The following is a 14,877-nucleotide window of genomic DNA, read 5'->3' as shown; positions in this document are numbered from 1 at the left end:
CGGGACCCGCGAGGGGCCGCCGACGCACCGTCGGCGGCCCCTCGTCGTGTTCGACCCCCGTGCGTGGTCAGACGGCGAGGAGCCTCCTGATGTGCTCGCTCTCCGCCTCGGAGAGGCTCACCGAGGCGGCCGCCATGTTCTCCTCAAGGTGCTCGACCCGGGAGGTGCCCGGGATCGGCAGCATCACCGGCGACCGGCGCAGCAGCCAGGCCAGTGCCAGCTGGGCCGGGGTCACGCCGCTCTCGGCCGCCATGGGCGCCAGCGGGGAGTCCGGACGCGCCAGTTCCCCGCGTGCGATCGGCGCCCAGGGCAGGAACGCGATCCCCTCCTGCTCACACCGCTCCAGCACGTCCTCGGACCTGCGCTGGCCGGGGTTGTACTCGTTCTGCACCGAGGCGATGGGTGTGGTCCTGCGGGCGGTCCGGAGCTGCTCCCTCGTCACCCCGGTCAGCCCGATGTGGTGGATCTTGCCCTCCTCGCGCAGTTCCACGAGCGCGCCCAGCTGCTCGGACAGCGGCACCTCGGGGTCGATCCAGTGGAGCTGGAGCAGGCCGATGCGCTCCAGGCCCAGGTTGCGCAGGCTCGACTCCACCTGCCGCTTGAGGTGCGAGGGCGTCCCGTTGGCCTCCCACTGCCCGGGGCCCGAGTGCACCATGCCCACCTTGGTGGTCACGAGGAGGTCCTCGGGATAGGGGTGCAGGGCCTCGCGGATCAGCCGTTCGTTGACCTCGGGGCCGTAGGAGTCGGCGGTGTCGATGAGGGTGACGCCCAGCTCGACCGCGCGTCGCAGTACGGCCAGCGCCTCGTCGCGGTCCTGGGGCTCTCCCCAGGCCCCGGGGCCCGCCAGTTGCATCGCGCCGAATCCGAGGCGGTGCACGGGGAGGTTCCCGCCGAGGGCGAAGGTGCCGGACAGGCGGGCGAGATTCGGTGTGGTGTGTACGTCGGTCACGAGGGTTCCTTCCGGGCGGCGCGGGGCCGCGTGACAGGGCGGAGGGGGATCGGGCCACGACGTGCGAGGCCAGGCTCGCTGCGGTGTTGCGGGAAGAATCCCAGCAGGTGGCGGTGGTGGCAAGGAACCCGTGAGCGCGTCGGGGAGGTCATACGGATTCCGGTTGGCCGCGGCGGTGGGTACGTCCGCGGACGGTGCTTTTGCCCGTGCGACCCCCTCGGCCGCCCCCGGGCGGAGGGCGCCGGTGGAGGCCAGGGAGAACGCGAAGGGGGCCGCCGACGTCGTCGGCGGCCCCCTCAGCGGCTCGGTCAGTTGCGGATCTGGCCCGCGGCCTGGAAGACCACGCGCTCCAGGTCGCCGCGTTCGACGTCCTCGAAGTAGGCGATCGCGGTCACGTGGAAGTCGCCGGGCAGCTGGAGGTACAGGTGGCGGCTGGAGCCGTCCACCGTGCCGACGTACTCCAGGTCCGCGCCGAGGTCGTCGGAGTCCTCCGTGTGGTAGGTGTCCACGTCCACGTCGACGTCCACCTCCCAGTTCATCTCCGCCTCCGCGCCAGGGACCTGGACGACGTCCGGATTGGCGCTGGGGTCGGCACCCGAGGTGAACACGAGGGTGAACGACGGCGTTCCGGGCTCGGTGCTCCCGTCGCTGAACGTGCAGGAGAGCTGTTCGGCGTTCTCGATCCCCTCGATCTCCCCGCTCTCCTCGGTCAGCACCTGGCCCGGCGCGAGGTCCCCGACGATCTGCGCGGCGCCGGCCGCCTCGCAGGACTCGGGGAGACCGTAGGCGGACGCCTCCTCTTCCTCCGGCTCTTCCTCGGGGCTGGGACTGGCGCTCGCCTCCTCCTCGGGGGAGTCCGAGCCGCCTGACGACATGCTCAGGTCCAGGTCGAGGTCGACCACGTCGCAGCCGACGAGGACGACACCGCCGATCACGACTGCGGCGACGGCCGTGCCCAGGCACGAGAGGGGTGATGACGGGATCAGGCGCATGGGTGGCTTTCGGTTCGGGGTGCGCCGGGCTGGAGGGGGCTCCGGCGGGGGACACAGGGAAACCTAGCAAGTCCGGCGCCCCGGGGAGGCCCTCCCCGCCGGGCCGGTGGAGGGTGGGACGATCAGGCCTCGGTGTCCGGTTTCTGGAATGTCAGAATCAGTATCGTTAATAGTCTGAAAAGGGAGTTGCTGCTGGTGCCGGAGCGATCGAGGACCGATTTAGAGTCTGATTTCCCATTTGGGGAGGTATCGTGAGCCCCCCTTCATCCCCTAGGCAACCGGAGCACTCCTCGACATGCTGGACACGGACATTCGCCTGGAGTGGTTCGTCTCGTTCCTGGCGGTGGTCGAGACCGGCAGCTTCGTGTCCGCCGCGGAGTCGACCCGCAGGTCGCAGCCGCGAGTGAGCCAACACGTCGCCGCGCTCGAACGGGAGATCGGCCAGCCGCTCTTCGACCGCAAGAAGCGCCCCGTCCAGCTGACCGAGGCGGGCGGTGCCCTGGCGGTGCAGGCACGCAACGTCCTGCGCGCCCTGGAACGGGCCGAGTCCGCCATGGCGCCCTGGCGCGGCGGTACGCGGGGCATCGTGTCCCTGGGCTCCTACCCCAGCGCGAGCGCGGCCTTCGTGCCCGCACTCCTCCAGTCCCTCGCGGTCAGCGACCCGGACATCAAGGTGGTGCTCACCGAACACGCCACCCTCGAACTGGACGATGCCCTCGCGGCGGGCGGCATCGACCTCTACCTCAGGCCCATGACCCCCGAGCCCACTTCGGCCTCTGTGGTCAGCAGGCCCCTGTGGGCCGAACCGCTGGTCGTCGTGCACGCGGAGGACCATCCGCTCTCCGACGTCCCCGACCCCGTCCCCATGGCCGTCGTGGCCGAACACCCCATCGTGGTGATAGGTCGCCTCGACGCCCCCGAGACGGCGGAGTTCGAGTCCTTCCGGGTCTTCCAGGAGCACGGGCTGACCATCAGCCCGGTCCAGGCCACCAACCAGCCCCAGACCCTCGTGTCGCTGGTCGCGCACGGGATCGGCGTGGGGGTCACCAACTGGCTGGCCGCCTGGAGCGCCGACACCAAGGGGGTCCGCGTGCGCCCCCTGGAGGGTGCTCCTCGGCGCCGCGTGGCCGTCTGCTGGGACTCCACCCGGGCCCTCACCCCGGCGGCGCGCAGAATTCTCCAGGCTGTAACCGAAGCGCCCCGACCTGCGGGAACGCTGCCGACAAGGACACAGAACGCACCGCGGAGCGAGGAGCAGGGAGTCGGGACCTGGGCTTATTCGCTTTCCGAATAAGGGTATAAGCGAATGGAACTTCACGACCAGGGGCAAATCCAGGTACGGTCTGCAAGCGAAAGCATGAAAGTTCCGGACGACTCCTCGTCCTCCGGAGCTTCGCACGCCCTCCAGCCCCATTCCCTCACCGCCGCGCGGGCGGGTCCCAGGTGCGTCTCCTACCAGCGGGAACGGCACGTGCAAGCGTTCGTGTGAGGGCGCACACCCTGTCACCGGAAGAACCCTCATGCAGCGATTTCCGCTCACTCCCCTTTCCCTTGTCTGCTCCGCAGTCCTGCTCGCCACGGCGTGCAGTGGCGGTTCCACCGTCGACGAGGACGTGGAGGGAGCCAGCGGCTCCGTCAGCGGCTCCCTCAACGCCGGATACGTGTCCGCGATCGACCAGATCGGCCTGCCCGTCGGCACCGAGGTCGGCTACTTCGAGGACCACGGTCTGGACGTGACCCTGGCCGACCCGTTCCCCACGGGCGTCGACGCGATCAACGCGCTGGAGGCTGGTGAGGTCGACATCATCCAGGTCGGCGTCCCGGCCCTGGCCGCCGCCGGCGAGGGAGTCGACCTGGCCCTGGTCGGCAACTACACCGGTTCGGCCGTCCAGCGCAGCGTCGACGAGACGGCGGCCATCGTCGCCGCCGAGGACTCCGGCATCGACCCGGATGACCTCTCCACGCTGGAGGACGCCAAGATCGGCACCACCTTCGGCTCCATCAACCACCTGTACCTGCTGGGCCTGCTCAAGGACCTGCGCATCGACCCGGACGACGTCGAGATGGTCAACACCGCGCCGCCGGACATGCCGGTCGCCCTGGAGACCGGCGGCATCGACGCCGCCGTCATCTGGGACCCGTGGCCGATCACCATCACGGACCAGGTCGAGGGCTCCGAGGAGATCCTGCGCGGCGGCGGGTACATCCCCTTCATCGGCTACATCGTCACCACGCCGGAGTACCTGGAGGAGAACGGCGAGCTGGTCGAGGCCTTCCTCACCGCCCGCGCCGCCACCGACCAGTGGATCCGTCAGAACCCCGACGACGCCGCCGACTCCGCGGCGCGCTGGCTGACCGGCACCGAGCCGGAGGTCGCCCAGGCCGCCATGGAGTACAACATCGCCCAGCTGGACGGCCGCTTCTCCGCCTGCAACTACCTGGCGCTGGACACCGTCGCGGTCCTGCTTGAGGAGCAGGGCCAGCTGGAGTACGAGACCGACATCAACGACCTGTTCGTTCCGGGTCCGATCCTCTCCGTCGAGAAGAACAACCCGGAGCTGTTCGACGATCTCCCCGAGGTCCCCAACACGGCCGAGATCGAGTCCGACCACACCTTCATCCGTGAGGTCGACCAGGAGGCGTGCGCCGTATGACGCACGGCCCGACGCGCGGTTCCGGACGCACCGCGCGATCCGGTACGGCCGCCCCACGCCGCGGCCGTACCGGAGACCGGGCCGCCGGTTTCCTCTGGTTCGTGCTGCCGCTGGTCGCCCTGGTCGGAGCCTGGGCGGCCGCGGTGGCCGTGACCGGGGTGCCCAAACGGGTTTTCCCCCAGGTCACCGATGTGGCCGAGGCCCTGCGGTCCATGGCGGTCAGCGGCGAGCTGGTCCGGCACCTGAGTGCCAGCCTGTACCGGGTCCTGGTCGGCGCGGTCATCGCGATCGTCACCGCCATCCCGTTCGGGATCGCGCTCGGCGCCAGCCGTGTCCTCTCCGCCTTCTTCACGCCGCTGCTGCGGTTCTCCGTCGCACTCGCCGGGATCGCCTGGATCCCCGTGGCGACCCTGTGGCTGGGGTACGGCGACGGCGCCGTCATCTTCATCGTGTGGAACGCGATGTTCTTCGCGCTGGCCTACAACACCATGCTGGGCGTGCGCAGCATCCCCGGTGAGCTGCTGAGGTCGGCGCGTTCGCTGGGCGCCGGTCCCTGGCGGCTGTTCTGGGAGGTCCTCCTCCCCGGAGCGCTGCCGAGCGTGGTCAGCGGCCTGCGGATCGGCCTCGGCTACGGCTGGCGGGGCCTGGTCGCGGCGGAGATCATCGCGACCAGCGCCGGTCTGGGCTACGCGCTGTTCCTGGCCCAGACCTCGTTCTCCACCGACGTCATCATCGCCTCGATGGTGATCATCGGTGTCCTGTGGCTGTTGATGGACCGACTCCTGCTCGCCCCCCTGGAGCGGAACACCGTTGAGCGGTGGGGCATGACGGGGGGTGGTCGCTGATGCGGTCCCTCACTGAGACTTCCGGCGGGACCGTCCAACCCGCCGGAAACAGAACAGGCGACGCGCCCGCGCGGGCGGTCCGTCGGCGGGCGCCCCTGCACCGGCGCGTGTGGCTGCGGCTCACCCGCAGCCCCGCCTTCCGCACGCTCGGACCGTTCGTGCCGGTGATCGCCCTCTGGTGGGCCCTCGCGGAGAGCGGGCTCTTCCCGCAGGCGTTCTTCGTGGGCCCCGACCGGGTGGTGCTGGAGTTCGTCGAACTGGTCCGCAAGGGCATCCTGGTCGGCTACCTGGGCGACTCGCTGGAGCGCCTGGCCTACGGGGTCGGGTTCGGTCTGCTCATCGGTCTCCCGATGGGCTTCCTGACCGCCCTCTTCTGGCGGCTGCGCAAGGCCGTGTGGCCGATCCTGCTGTTCTTCCAGGCGATCGCGGACATCGCGTGGCTGCCGATCGTCATCGTGTGGTTCGGGTTCAGCCTGACCGCCGTCACGTTCGTCATCGTCTACACGATCGTCTTCCCGCTCATGCTGAGCGTGGTCTCCGGGGTCGAGCAGGTCCCCAAGGAGCTGATCCGGGCCGCGCGCAGCCTCGGAGCGGGCAGGGTCCGGGTGTTCTTCGAGGTGATCCTGCCGGGCGCGCTGCCGTCCGTGGCCACCGGTGTGCGCACCGGCCTGGGCTACGGCTGGCGGGCGCTGGTGGCGGCGGAGATCATCGTCGGCACCAGTGGGATCGGTTTCATGATGTTCGACGCCCGCCGGGTGGGCGACGTCAGTCAGGTGTTCCTCGGCATGGTCGTGCTCGGGGTGCTCTGGTACATGCTCGACGCGCTGGTCCTGGCGCCGTTCGAGCGGGCCACCGTGGAGCGGTGGGGGTTGGTGCGAAGCATGGAGGACGACAGATGACCGCTTTGGTGATCGAACACCTGGAGAAGGTCTTCACCGACTCCTACACCGGGGACGAGGTCGTCGCGATCGGCGACATCTCGTTCACGGTGGAGCGCGGCGAGTTCGTGTCGGTCCTCGGCCCGAGCGGCTGCGGCAAGACCACCGTCCTGAACACCGTGGCGGGGTTCGCGAACCCCACCGGCGGGACGGTTTCGGTGGACGGCCGCGAGGTCAGCGGGCCCGGCCCCGACCGGGGCGTGGTGTTCCAGGGGCACGCCCTGTTCCCGTGGAAGACCGTGCTCGGAAACGTGGTCTTCGGGCTGCGCATGAAGGGCATGGGACGCCGCGAGCGGGAGGAGCGCGGCCGCGAGTACCTGGAGCTGGTGGGGCTGGCCGGGTTCGAGAACCGCTACCCCCACGAACTGTCCGGCGGCATGCGCCAGCGGTTGGGCGTGGCCCGCGTGCTGGCCAACGAGCCCGCCGTGATGCTCATGGACGAACCCTTCGCGAGCATCGACGCGCAGACCCGGCGCAGGCTCCAGGAGGACCTCACCCGGATCTTCGAAGAGCGCCGTCCCACGGTGTTCTTCGTGACCCACGACATCGACGAGGCGGTCTTCCTCTCCGACCGCGTGGTGGTGCTGTCCTCACGGCCCAGCACCGTCCAGGAGATCGTGACCGTGGACCTGCCCCGCCCGCGCACCTGGCAGGCGGCGGTGGACCACCCCGGCTTCCGGGAGACCGTCGCGCGGATCAACGGGCTCCTGGCCGTCGACTCCGACCGGAGCCGCGACGGCGCCGGGCCACAGGAGAGTGACGGGAGCACCGCCGATGTCGGCTAGGTCCTTCGGGGCGAGGGCGGTACGCAGCGCCACCCTGCGCCGGATCGCGCTGGTGCTGCTCCTCGTCCTCCTCTACCAGGTCTGGTTGGGGGTCCAGGCGGTCGGCAAGGCCGAACCCGGGATCGGGGACGCCCCCGACGAACGCGGCCGGTTCGACGTGGACGTGGTGCTCGGCTTCCAACCGGAGCGCTACCACTTCCTCAAGCTCCAGGACCACGGACGGGTCGCCGGGACGACCGACACGACGGTCCACCTCAGAGGGGTGTCCCCCGCGGGTGTCGACGCCCTCGCTCGGGAGTACTGGATCGAGTCCCTCGCCGTCCCGGATTCCGACGCCTAGAAGGAGCAGCGCATGGAGACAGCACCCGGGGATGTCCCCGAACCGAGGTCCGACGATGGGACCGTCGTCGTCATCGGGGGCACCAGCGGCATCGGTGCGGCCGTGGCCGCCCGCTTCGTCGACCGCGGCCGCCGCGTCGCGGTCTGCGGCCTGGACACCGAACGCGCTCCGGCCAGGCTCCGGGAACGGGCCGAGGTCACCGAACTGGACGTCACCGGCGAGGACGCTCTGGAGGACTACCTGGCCTCCTTCCCGCGCGTGGACGCGCTGGTCAACGCGGCCGGGATCATCCGCAGGCACGAGGAGTTCGACCCGGCGGTGTTCGCGAGGGTCGTGGAGGTCAACCTCACCTGCGCCATGCGGGCGTGCGTCGCGGCCCGGCCCGCCCTGGAGGCGGCCGGTGGCAGCGTCGTCAACGTCGCCTCGATGCTCAGCTTCTTCGGCGGCCCCCTGGTCCCCGCCTACAGCGCCAGCAAGGGCGGGATCACCCAGCTCACGAGGTCGCTCGCCGTCGCCTGGGCGTCCCTGGGCATCCGCGTGAACGCGGTCGCGCCCGGCTGGATCCGCACCGAGCTCACCGAGGGGGTCCGCGCCGACACGGAGGCCGAGGCGCGCATCCTCGGCCGCACCCCGATGGCCCGCTGGGGCGACCCGGCCGAGGTCGCCGGGGCGGTCGAGTTCCTGTGCGGCCCGGACGCCGGGTTCGTCACCGGGGCCGTCCTCCCGGTCGACGGCGGCTACCTGGCCGCCTGACCCCTCCCCCCGAGTCCCCGCTCGCCGTCCCACCCCGCCCACCTGGAGGAACCGTGTCACCGAACCGAGCTCCCGTCATCAACCCGTCAGCCGGAATCCCCGACGAGATCGCGATCCCGGCCGTCCCCGAGGACCCGCGCATGTGGGTGCCGCAGGCCCCGAACGTGTGGTTCCGCCCGCTGATGCTCAACACCGTCACCGGCCAGTGGTGCAACCTGCTCAAGGTCACCGCGTCCGGCATCGTCTCCCGGCACCGCCACCCCGGGGCGGTCTTCGGCTACGTCATCGAGGGCCGCTGGCACTACTACGAGCACGACTGGGTGGCCGAGGCCGGTCACTTCGTCTACGAGCCGCCGGGTGAGATCCACACGCTCGCCGTTCCCGAGGACTGCGACCACATGGTCACCTTCTTCAACATCAGCGGCGCGATGGTGTACGTGGACGAGGACGGCACCCAGACCGGGTACGAGGACGTCTTCACCAAGATCGAGATGGCCCGCGCCCACTACGCGTCCGTGGGCCTGGACGGCTACGTGGAGTCGCTCATCCGCTGACGCCGACACCCGTGGCGCCCCATGAACGACGGGGCCGGTCCCCCTGACGGGACCGGCCCCGTCCCCTGTGTGCGGGGTCGGCGGACGGATCAGTAGTTGATCATGTGCCCGGCCAGGCCGTGCACGGCCTCCTTGACCGCCTCGCTGAGGGTGGGGTGCGCGTGGATGTTGCGCGCCACCTCGTGCACGGTCAGGTCCCACTGCTGGGCCAGGGTCAGCTCGGGCAGCAGCTCGGTCACGTCCGGACCGACCATGTGGGCGCCGAGGAACTCCCCGTACTTCCCGTCCGAGACGATCTTCACGAAGCCCCGGGTGTCGCCCAGGCCGTGCGCCTTGCCGTTGGCCATGAACGGGAACTTGGCCACCTGGACGTCGTAGCCCGCTTCCCGTGCCTCGGTCTCGCTGTAGCCGAAGCTGGCGATCTGCGGCTGGCAGTAGGTGGCGCGCGGGATGAACCGGTAGTCGATCTCCTGCGTCTCGGCGTCGGCGATGGTCTCCACCGCCACGATCCCCATCGCCTCGGCGGTGTGCGCCAGCATGAGCTTGGCGGTGACGTCGCCGATCGCGAAGATGTGCGGCACGTTGGTGCGGCCGCGCCCGTCGATCTCGATGGCGCCCCGGTCCGTCAGCGCCACGCCGGTCTTCTCCAGGCCGTAGCCCTCGACGTTGGGCGCGAACCCGATCGCCTGGAGGAGCTTGTCCGCCTCCAGCGTCTGCTGCTTGCCGTCGCTGCCGGTGACGGTGACGCTCACGCCCTTGCCGGTGTCCTCGACCGACTCCACCTTGGTGGAGGTCAGGACCTTCACACCGAGCTTCTTGTAGGCGCGGGCGATCTCCTTGGAGACCTCCTCGTCCTCCAGCGGAACGACCCGGTCGAGGAACTCCACGATGGTGACGTCGACGCCGTAGTTGCGCATGACGTAGGCGAACTCGACGCCGATGGCGCCCGCGCCCGCGATGATGATGCTCCCGGGGAGCTCCTCGCTGAGGATCTGCTCCTCGTAGGTGACGACCCGCTCGGACAGCGAGGTGCCCGGGATCAGCTTGGTGGAGGAGCCCGCCGCGATGACCGCGTTGTCGAAGGTGACGGTCCCGGTGGAGCCGTCCTCGCCCCGGACCTCGACCGTGTGGTCGTCGACGAAGGTGCCGCGCCCGTTGAGCTCGGTGATCTTGTTTTTCTTCATCAGGAAGTGGACGCCCTTGACCCGGCCGTCCGCCACCTCGCGGCTGCGGCTGAACGCCTTGCCGTAGTCGAACTCGACCGTCCCGTTCACCTTGATGCCGAAGAGGTCGGCCTCATTGTTGAAGAGGTGGGCCAGCTCCGCGTTGCGCAGGAGCGCCTTGGAGGGGATGCAGCCCACGTTCAGGCAGACGCCGCCCCAGTACTTCTCCTCGATGACCGCGGCCTTGAGACCCAGCTGGGCCGCGCGGATCGCGGCGACGTAGCCGCCGGGCCCGGCGCCGAGGACGACCAGATCGAAGTGTTGCTGTCCCATGACGGGATCTCCTTGAGTGTGTTTGTGACGCACCCAGCGCAGCCGGCTTGCCCGGGGTGTCGGATTGCCGAACGCCAGCCTAGTCAAGGAGTCCGCCTCCGCGCGCGACCGTGCGCGACGGTGAGCTGACTTTCAGTCGTCCCTGCTGTTCGGAGGGGGTGTGGGGGTGGCGGGATCATCCTGGGTGGTTTCCCGGGAGGCGGCCCCGGGGTCCTCCTGGACGGCCAGGCGGGCCGTCTCGGCGTCGTAGGCCTCGGCGGCCTCCCCGAGGGCCTGCTTCCGCCGCGCGCGCTGGTCCCTGATGCTGGTGTAGGTGGGGATCGCGGCCATGCCGAAGATGATCGCGAGCATCAGCCAGAGCGCGTAGCTGTCGATCAGCAGGACCACGTCCACCCCCGCCTGGCCGGAGTGGTACCCGATGGCCGCGACCACGGCGGTGATCATCAGGGCGCCGATGACGTCCAGCAGCAGGTACGTGCGCAGGCGCATCCCGCTCACCCCGGCCATGACGTGGGGGATGCCCGCGGGAACGCCCGGCAGGTAGCTCAGCGGGATGAGCAGCCGCATGACCCACGGGTTCATCGTTTCCAGGCGCTCGGCGAACTGACGGCCGCGCTCGCTCGGGACGAGGAAGGCGACGATGCCGCGGCCCCAGCGGCGGCCCACCCACCAGAACAGCCAGTCGATCTTCACCTTGCCGATCACGCCCGCGACGATCACCACCCACAGGGAGCCCTGCCCGACCCCGGCGAAGGCGGAGGCGGCGCCCACCGCCGCGTGGCTGCCGGTGACGAAGGCCAGGGGGACGGCGTGGTCCGCGATGAGGAACGGCCGTAGCGGCATGGTCAGGAGGAAGAACGCGGGGATGCCGATGAGCAGCCAGAGCAGGACCCTGTCCTGTCGCTGCATCGTGCCGGGCCAGGGCTTCTGGCTCTTCCAGTGCGCGATGGCGCGCTCCGCCTCGGCCTCGTCCCAGGCCTTCCCTGCCGCCGTGAGCGCCTCCTCACGGGTGGGCCTGGGGGAGTGCCCGGTCTCGCCCGGCTGTCCTTGGCCCTGCGGGGTCTGGCTCATCGTCCTCATGCCCTCCATGATTCCGTGAACCGGGTCCGGCCCACAGTCCCAGCAGTCACCGCCCTCGTGTGAGGGGCGTGGTGAGTGGGGGATGACAGTTGTCATGTGCCCGCGCGGTGGAGGGGCCGGGCGCGGGCGGCCGGGTTCAGCGCCCGGGCGGTCCCATGGGCCACTTCCATTGGGGGGCCCAGGTGCTGCTGTCCGACACCCCGGGGGGCATCGGGGGGAGCAGCCGGGCGCCCGGCGGGCGCCCGGCGGCGGGGGGATCCTCCGTGAGGCGGTCGTCGGCGCGCGGCTCGGGTTCGGGGCCCGGGAGGGGGCGGGGGTCGCGCCACTCGGGCTCGGGGAGGGGAGGGACGAGGGGGTCGTCGTCGGGGTCCGGCGCCGTCGGGGTCAGCGCGCCGGACCAGGCCGCGGGCACGGTGAAGTCGTCGGGTTCGTCCTCGTCGTCGTCCAGCGCCCCGGGCGTCGGCGCCGGGGTGTCGAACAGGGAGGCGGGGGAGTCCGGGAACACCGGAGCGGCCCCGGGGTTGATGGTGACGTCCTCGAAGGACGCGGACAGACCCCCGCCGGGGGCGTCCAGGTCCAGGTCCGGGCCCAGGGAGGCGAACGGCGCCGACATCGGTCCGGAATCCACCTCGGCGAAGTGCGCGGCCACCCCGAAGTGCCGGGGCGGGCGCCGGTGCGCGCCGGTGTCGTCGTTCTCGATCGGCGGGGCCTGCGGGTGGCGGACCGCCCCCGCCGGGTGCGTGCGCGCCCACCAGGCCGTCGCCTCGTCCGGGGACAGCTCCTCCAGGACGCTCAGGGAGCCGGTGATGTGCGGGTGTCGGCGCCCGGCACGCCACGAGTGCAGCAGCGACTGCGGTTCCAGCACCAGGACCCGTTCGCCGTCCACCTGCGGGACGTCGCCGGGACAGGCCTCGTTCCCCACCCAGGTGCCGTCCCCGCCGACCAGGTCCCACTCGCCCCGCACCACGTCGGCCAACGGGTCCACCGACGCGTCCACCGAGGCCGCGACCCAGCGCGGGTCCGGCCGGGTGCCGGGCAGGCGGTTCCCCTCCTTGCCGATCAGCGCGTCGGCGAGCAGGGTGTGCAGCTGGAAGTTGTCACTCACGCCGTCGAAGGCGACGCGAAAGCCCCGCCGGGAGACCCGGTCCAGGACGAGGAGCCGGTCCGCCTCGGACATGCGCAGGAGCTCGCCCACCTCGCCGAACTCGCTGAGCCGCGTGGAGAGCGCCTGCACGATCTGGCTCAGCTCGTGCAGCGCGCCGGGGTCGGCGCGCACGGCCGAGCGCACTCCGGAGTCGCCGAGCATGGCCTTGGCGGCCAGGCCGTAGCGGAGTGAGGTCCACCAGCCGATGGTCGCCAGCGGGGCGTTGTCCCCGAGGACCTGCTCGACCCGCTTCTCCTCGGCCTCGTCCACGCCGTTCGGGGCGGGCAGGGCACCGCCGCCGGTCTTCTCCCACGCGTGGATGAAGGCGACGGCGGCCTGGCCGTAGCTGCCGAGTTGGCGCAGCACCTCAAGGCCCACCTGGCCGGCGGGCGCGCCGGACTCCACGAGGGCGCCGGCCAGGACCGAGAGGTCGGCGGCCACCCCCGCGTGGGGTTCGCAGTCGCTCAGGACCGGAGTCAGCGCCTCCAGCGCTATGGCCAGCTCCTCCCGGGGCACCTGGGAGGAGAGCCGGAACACGTCGTGCACGGCTTCGGGGAAGCCGGGTGCCTGGCTGGCGGCGGTGTCGAGCACACGTTGGAACGCGGCGCGGAACTCTTCAGTCACCCCCGAATCCTGTCATACCGGCCCTTGCCATCCATGGTCAGGATGCACGTGCACAAAACGGTCGGCCTCCGGGTGTGCGGGAAATCAGGTGCGGTCCGTGAATCGCGGACCCGCACTCTCCTGGCCAGGGTGGAGAAAGGCGAGGAGACGGTCCCCCTCGGCAGTGATCTCCTCGATTTCCGATTTGTTGAACGCGCGAAAGGGCGTGATGTCGAGTGAGGGCGTTCCCCGGCCCCGGTCGACCCTCCACGAGGCGCTGACCTCACCGTCCACCAGCACCGTCGCGGGCGGCATGCCGTTGCGCGCGGAGAGCCCGCGCAGGTTCTCGTGGGAGACCACCCGGCTCCGGTCGGCGTGCCCGCGCAGCAGGTTGTCGAAGTCGTAGAGGAAGCGCACCGGCGCCGGGACGTCCGCCGAGGGGCGTGGGGCGTCGGGCAGGTCGAACAGCTCCGTACCCGAGGGGTCCCGGAACGACACCAGCCGTTCACGGAGGCCCTCCACCACGGCCTTGAGCCGGGTCAGGCCGGACCAGGCCTGCACGTCCATCACGCTGGCCGGACCGAAGGCCGCCAGGTACCGCAGGACCAGCCTCTCCCGGTCCGGTCCGGGGGCCATCGGCCAGCCGGTCCAGGTGTCGGCGGGAGCCAGCACCGGCTGCCCCGAGGCTCCCCACACACCGCGCGGCGGGATCTGCACCACCGGCAGCAGGCAGCGGACCACGTAGGCCAGGTGCTCGCCGTCCACGCCCTCCCAGTGGGCGCCGATGTGCTCCCCCAGTTCCTTGGGGGAGAGCGGGCGTTCCTCCAGGATCTTGCGGCCGAGCGTCACCACCGCCTCCAGGTCCACCCCTGCGGTGCCCTTCCCGTGGGACCCGTGCGACAGGTCCCGCTCCATGACCTCTTGGGTGGTCGGACGCATCCAGGCGGCGTCCTCGGCGGAGACCAGGTGCAGGGTGGAGCGCATCAGGGACATCCGGACCAGGGTGCCGTCGGTGAGCAGGCGCCCCACCTCGTGCGGGTCGGGGTCCGCCATGCGGCTCTGGAACCCCACATACCAGGTGTGCGTGGTCTGCGCCTGGAGTCCGGCCAGGTGGCTCAGCACCTCCGTGGCCGGTCGCTCCACCCGGCTCAGCAGGAACTGGCGTTCCAGGGTGGCGCGGTTGAGTTCGCGTCGGCTGAGGGTCGTGGCCATGGTGTGTCCCTCCGGTCCTCCGGTGTGCGGAACGTGCGGGCACCCTACCTCTCAAATGGGATGAATCCGGGTGAACCACGCCGTTCCGGGCGTGGTCTCGACGCGGACTTCGTGATGAGCAGACCGATAGCGGACCGGACGGCCCTCCCCGGGACACGCGTAGGGGGGTGTCCCACCACGGGACACCCCCCCTACGCGTGTGCGGCGTGGGTCAGTGTTGGTCGAGGAGTTGGGCGCAGCGGATCAGGCCCAGGTGGGAGTAGGCCTGGGGGTGGTTGCCCAACGCGCGTTCGGTGACGGGGTCGTACTCCTCGGGGATGAGCCCGGTGGGGCCGGCGCAGTCGACCAGGTGCTTGAAGAGTTCCTCGGCCTCGGCCCTTCGGCCGGTGAGCAGGTAGGCCTCGATGAGCCAGGTGGTGCACAGGTGGAAGCCGCCCTCGCCGCCGGGCAGGCCGTCGTCGCGGTGGTAGCGGTAGACGGTGGGCCCGGAGCGGAGTTCGGCTTCCACGGCGGTGACGGTGGCCTGGAAGCG

At 70.8% G+C, this 14,877-nt stretch carries 15 protein-coding genes; 8 read left to right on the top strand and 7 right to left on the bottom strand.

All coding sequences use genetic code 11. The features are described from left to right. Positions 1-67: 67 nt before the first annotated feature. Positions 68-949 carry an aldo/keto reductase gene (locus D452_RS0118375; protein ID WP_017545610.1) on the bottom strand — a complete coding sequence of 294 codons (882 nt, stop codon included), beginning with the start codon at positions 947-949 and terminating at the stop codon, positions 68-70. Positions 950-1,257: 308 nt separating this feature from the next. Continuing rightward, positions 1,258-1,941, bottom strand: coding sequence for a hypothetical protein (locus D452_RS0118370; RefSeq protein ID WP_017545609.1), 684 nt, complete (start codon positions 1,939-1,941; stop codon positions 1,258-1,260). Positions 1,942-2,236: 295 nt separating this feature from the next. Between D452_RS0118370 and D452_RS0118365 the strand changes: the two genes are divergently transcribed. The 8 genes from D452_RS0118365 (at position 2,237) to D452_RS0118330 (ending at position 8,810) form a co-directional block, all read left to right on the top strand. After that, positions 2,237-3,235: a LysR family transcriptional regulator gene (locus tag D452_RS0118365; protein ID WP_017545608.1), complete on the top strand. Its 999-nt coding sequence runs from the start codon at positions 2,237-2,239 to the stop codon at positions 3,233-3,235. Positions 3,236-3,461: 226 nt separating this feature from the next. Then, positions 3,462-4,595: an ABC transporter substrate-binding protein gene (locus tag D452_RS0118360; RefSeq protein ID WP_017545607.1), complete on the top strand. Its 1,134-nt coding sequence runs from the start codon at positions 3,462-3,464 to the stop codon at positions 4,593-4,595. Then, positions 4,592-5,440, top strand: coding sequence for an ABC transporter permease (locus tag D452_RS0118355; protein ID WP_017545606.1), 849 nt, complete (start codon positions 4,592-4,594; stop codon positions 5,438-5,440). Before D452_RS0118360 ends, D452_RS0118355 begins: the two co-directional genes overlap by 4 nt. Further along, positions 5,440-6,339, top strand: a complete 900-nt coding sequence (locus D452_RS0118350) for an ABC transporter permease (RefSeq protein WP_233515932.1) — start codon at positions 5,440-5,442, stop codon at positions 6,337-6,339. The genes D452_RS0118355 and D452_RS0118350 overlap by 1 nt, the downstream gene beginning before the upstream one ends. Further along, complete coding sequence (locus D452_RS0118345) at positions 6,336-7,163, top strand: ABC transporter ATP-binding protein (RefSeq protein ID WP_017545604.1); 828 nt, start codon at positions 6,336-6,338, stop codon at positions 7,161-7,163. The genes D452_RS0118350 and D452_RS0118345 overlap by 4 nt, the downstream gene beginning before the upstream one ends. Continuing rightward, the gene (locus tag D452_RS0118340) at positions 7,153-7,503 is read left to right on the top strand and encodes a hypothetical protein (protein ID WP_017545603.1); all 351 of its coding nucleotides are present in this window, start codon (positions 7,153-7,155) and stop codon (positions 7,501-7,503) included. The genes D452_RS0118345 and D452_RS0118340 overlap by 11 nt, the downstream gene beginning before the upstream one ends. 12 nt (positions 7,504-7,515) lie before the next feature. Further along, complete coding sequence (locus D452_RS0118335; protein ID WP_017545602.1) at positions 7,516-8,256, top strand: SDR family NAD(P)-dependent oxidoreductase; 741 nt, start codon at positions 7,516-7,518, stop codon at positions 8,254-8,256. Positions 8,257-8,309: 53 nt separating this feature from the next. Further along, the gene (locus tag D452_RS0118330; RefSeq protein ID WP_017545601.1) at positions 8,310-8,810 is read left to right on the top strand and encodes a 2,4'-dihydroxyacetophenone dioxygenase family protein; all 501 of its coding nucleotides are present in this window, start codon (positions 8,310-8,312) and stop codon (positions 8,808-8,810) included. 89 nt (positions 8,811-8,899) lie between these two features. Here the strand turns inward: D452_RS0118330 and lpdA are convergent, their stop codons facing one another. From lpdA to D452_RS28585, 5 genes are all read right to left on the bottom strand, one after another. Beyond that, a complete protein-coding gene (gene lpdA / locus D452_RS0118325; protein WP_017545600.1) occupies positions 8,900-10,306 on the bottom strand; it encodes a dihydrolipoyl dehydrogenase in 1,407 nt (468 codons plus the stop codon). A gap of 132 nt (positions 10,307-10,438) precedes the next feature. Next, complete coding sequence (locus D452_RS0118320; protein ID WP_040694230.1) at positions 10,439-11,386, bottom strand: DedA family protein; 948 nt, start codon at positions 11,384-11,386, stop codon at positions 10,439-10,441. Between the two features lie 136 nt (positions 11,387-11,522). Next, entirely contained in the window at positions 11,523-13,154 is a 1,632-nt protein-coding gene (locus tag D452_RS0118315) for a hypothetical protein (protein WP_017545598.1), read from the bottom strand. A gap of 84 nt (positions 13,155-13,238) precedes the next feature. Further along, the gene (locus tag D452_RS0118310) at positions 13,239-14,345 is read right to left on the bottom strand and encodes a winged helix DNA-binding domain-containing protein (RefSeq protein ID WP_017545597.1); all 1,107 of its coding nucleotides are present in this window, start codon (positions 14,343-14,345) and stop codon (positions 13,239-13,241) included. Between the two features lie 211 nt (positions 14,346-14,556). Then, the coding region (locus D452_RS28585) for a glycoside hydrolase family 15 protein (RefSeq protein WP_040694224.1) at positions 14,557-14,877 on the bottom strand (321 nt) is incomplete at its 5' end.

This window comes from Nocardiopsis prasina DSM 43845, assembly GCF_000341265.1.
GTDB lineage: Bacteria > Actinomycetota > Actinomycetes > Streptosporangiales > Streptosporangiaceae > Nocardiopsis > Nocardiopsis prasina.
Note: the sequence above shows the minus strand (reverse complement) of the source record. Positions and strands in the feature narration are given on the sequence as shown.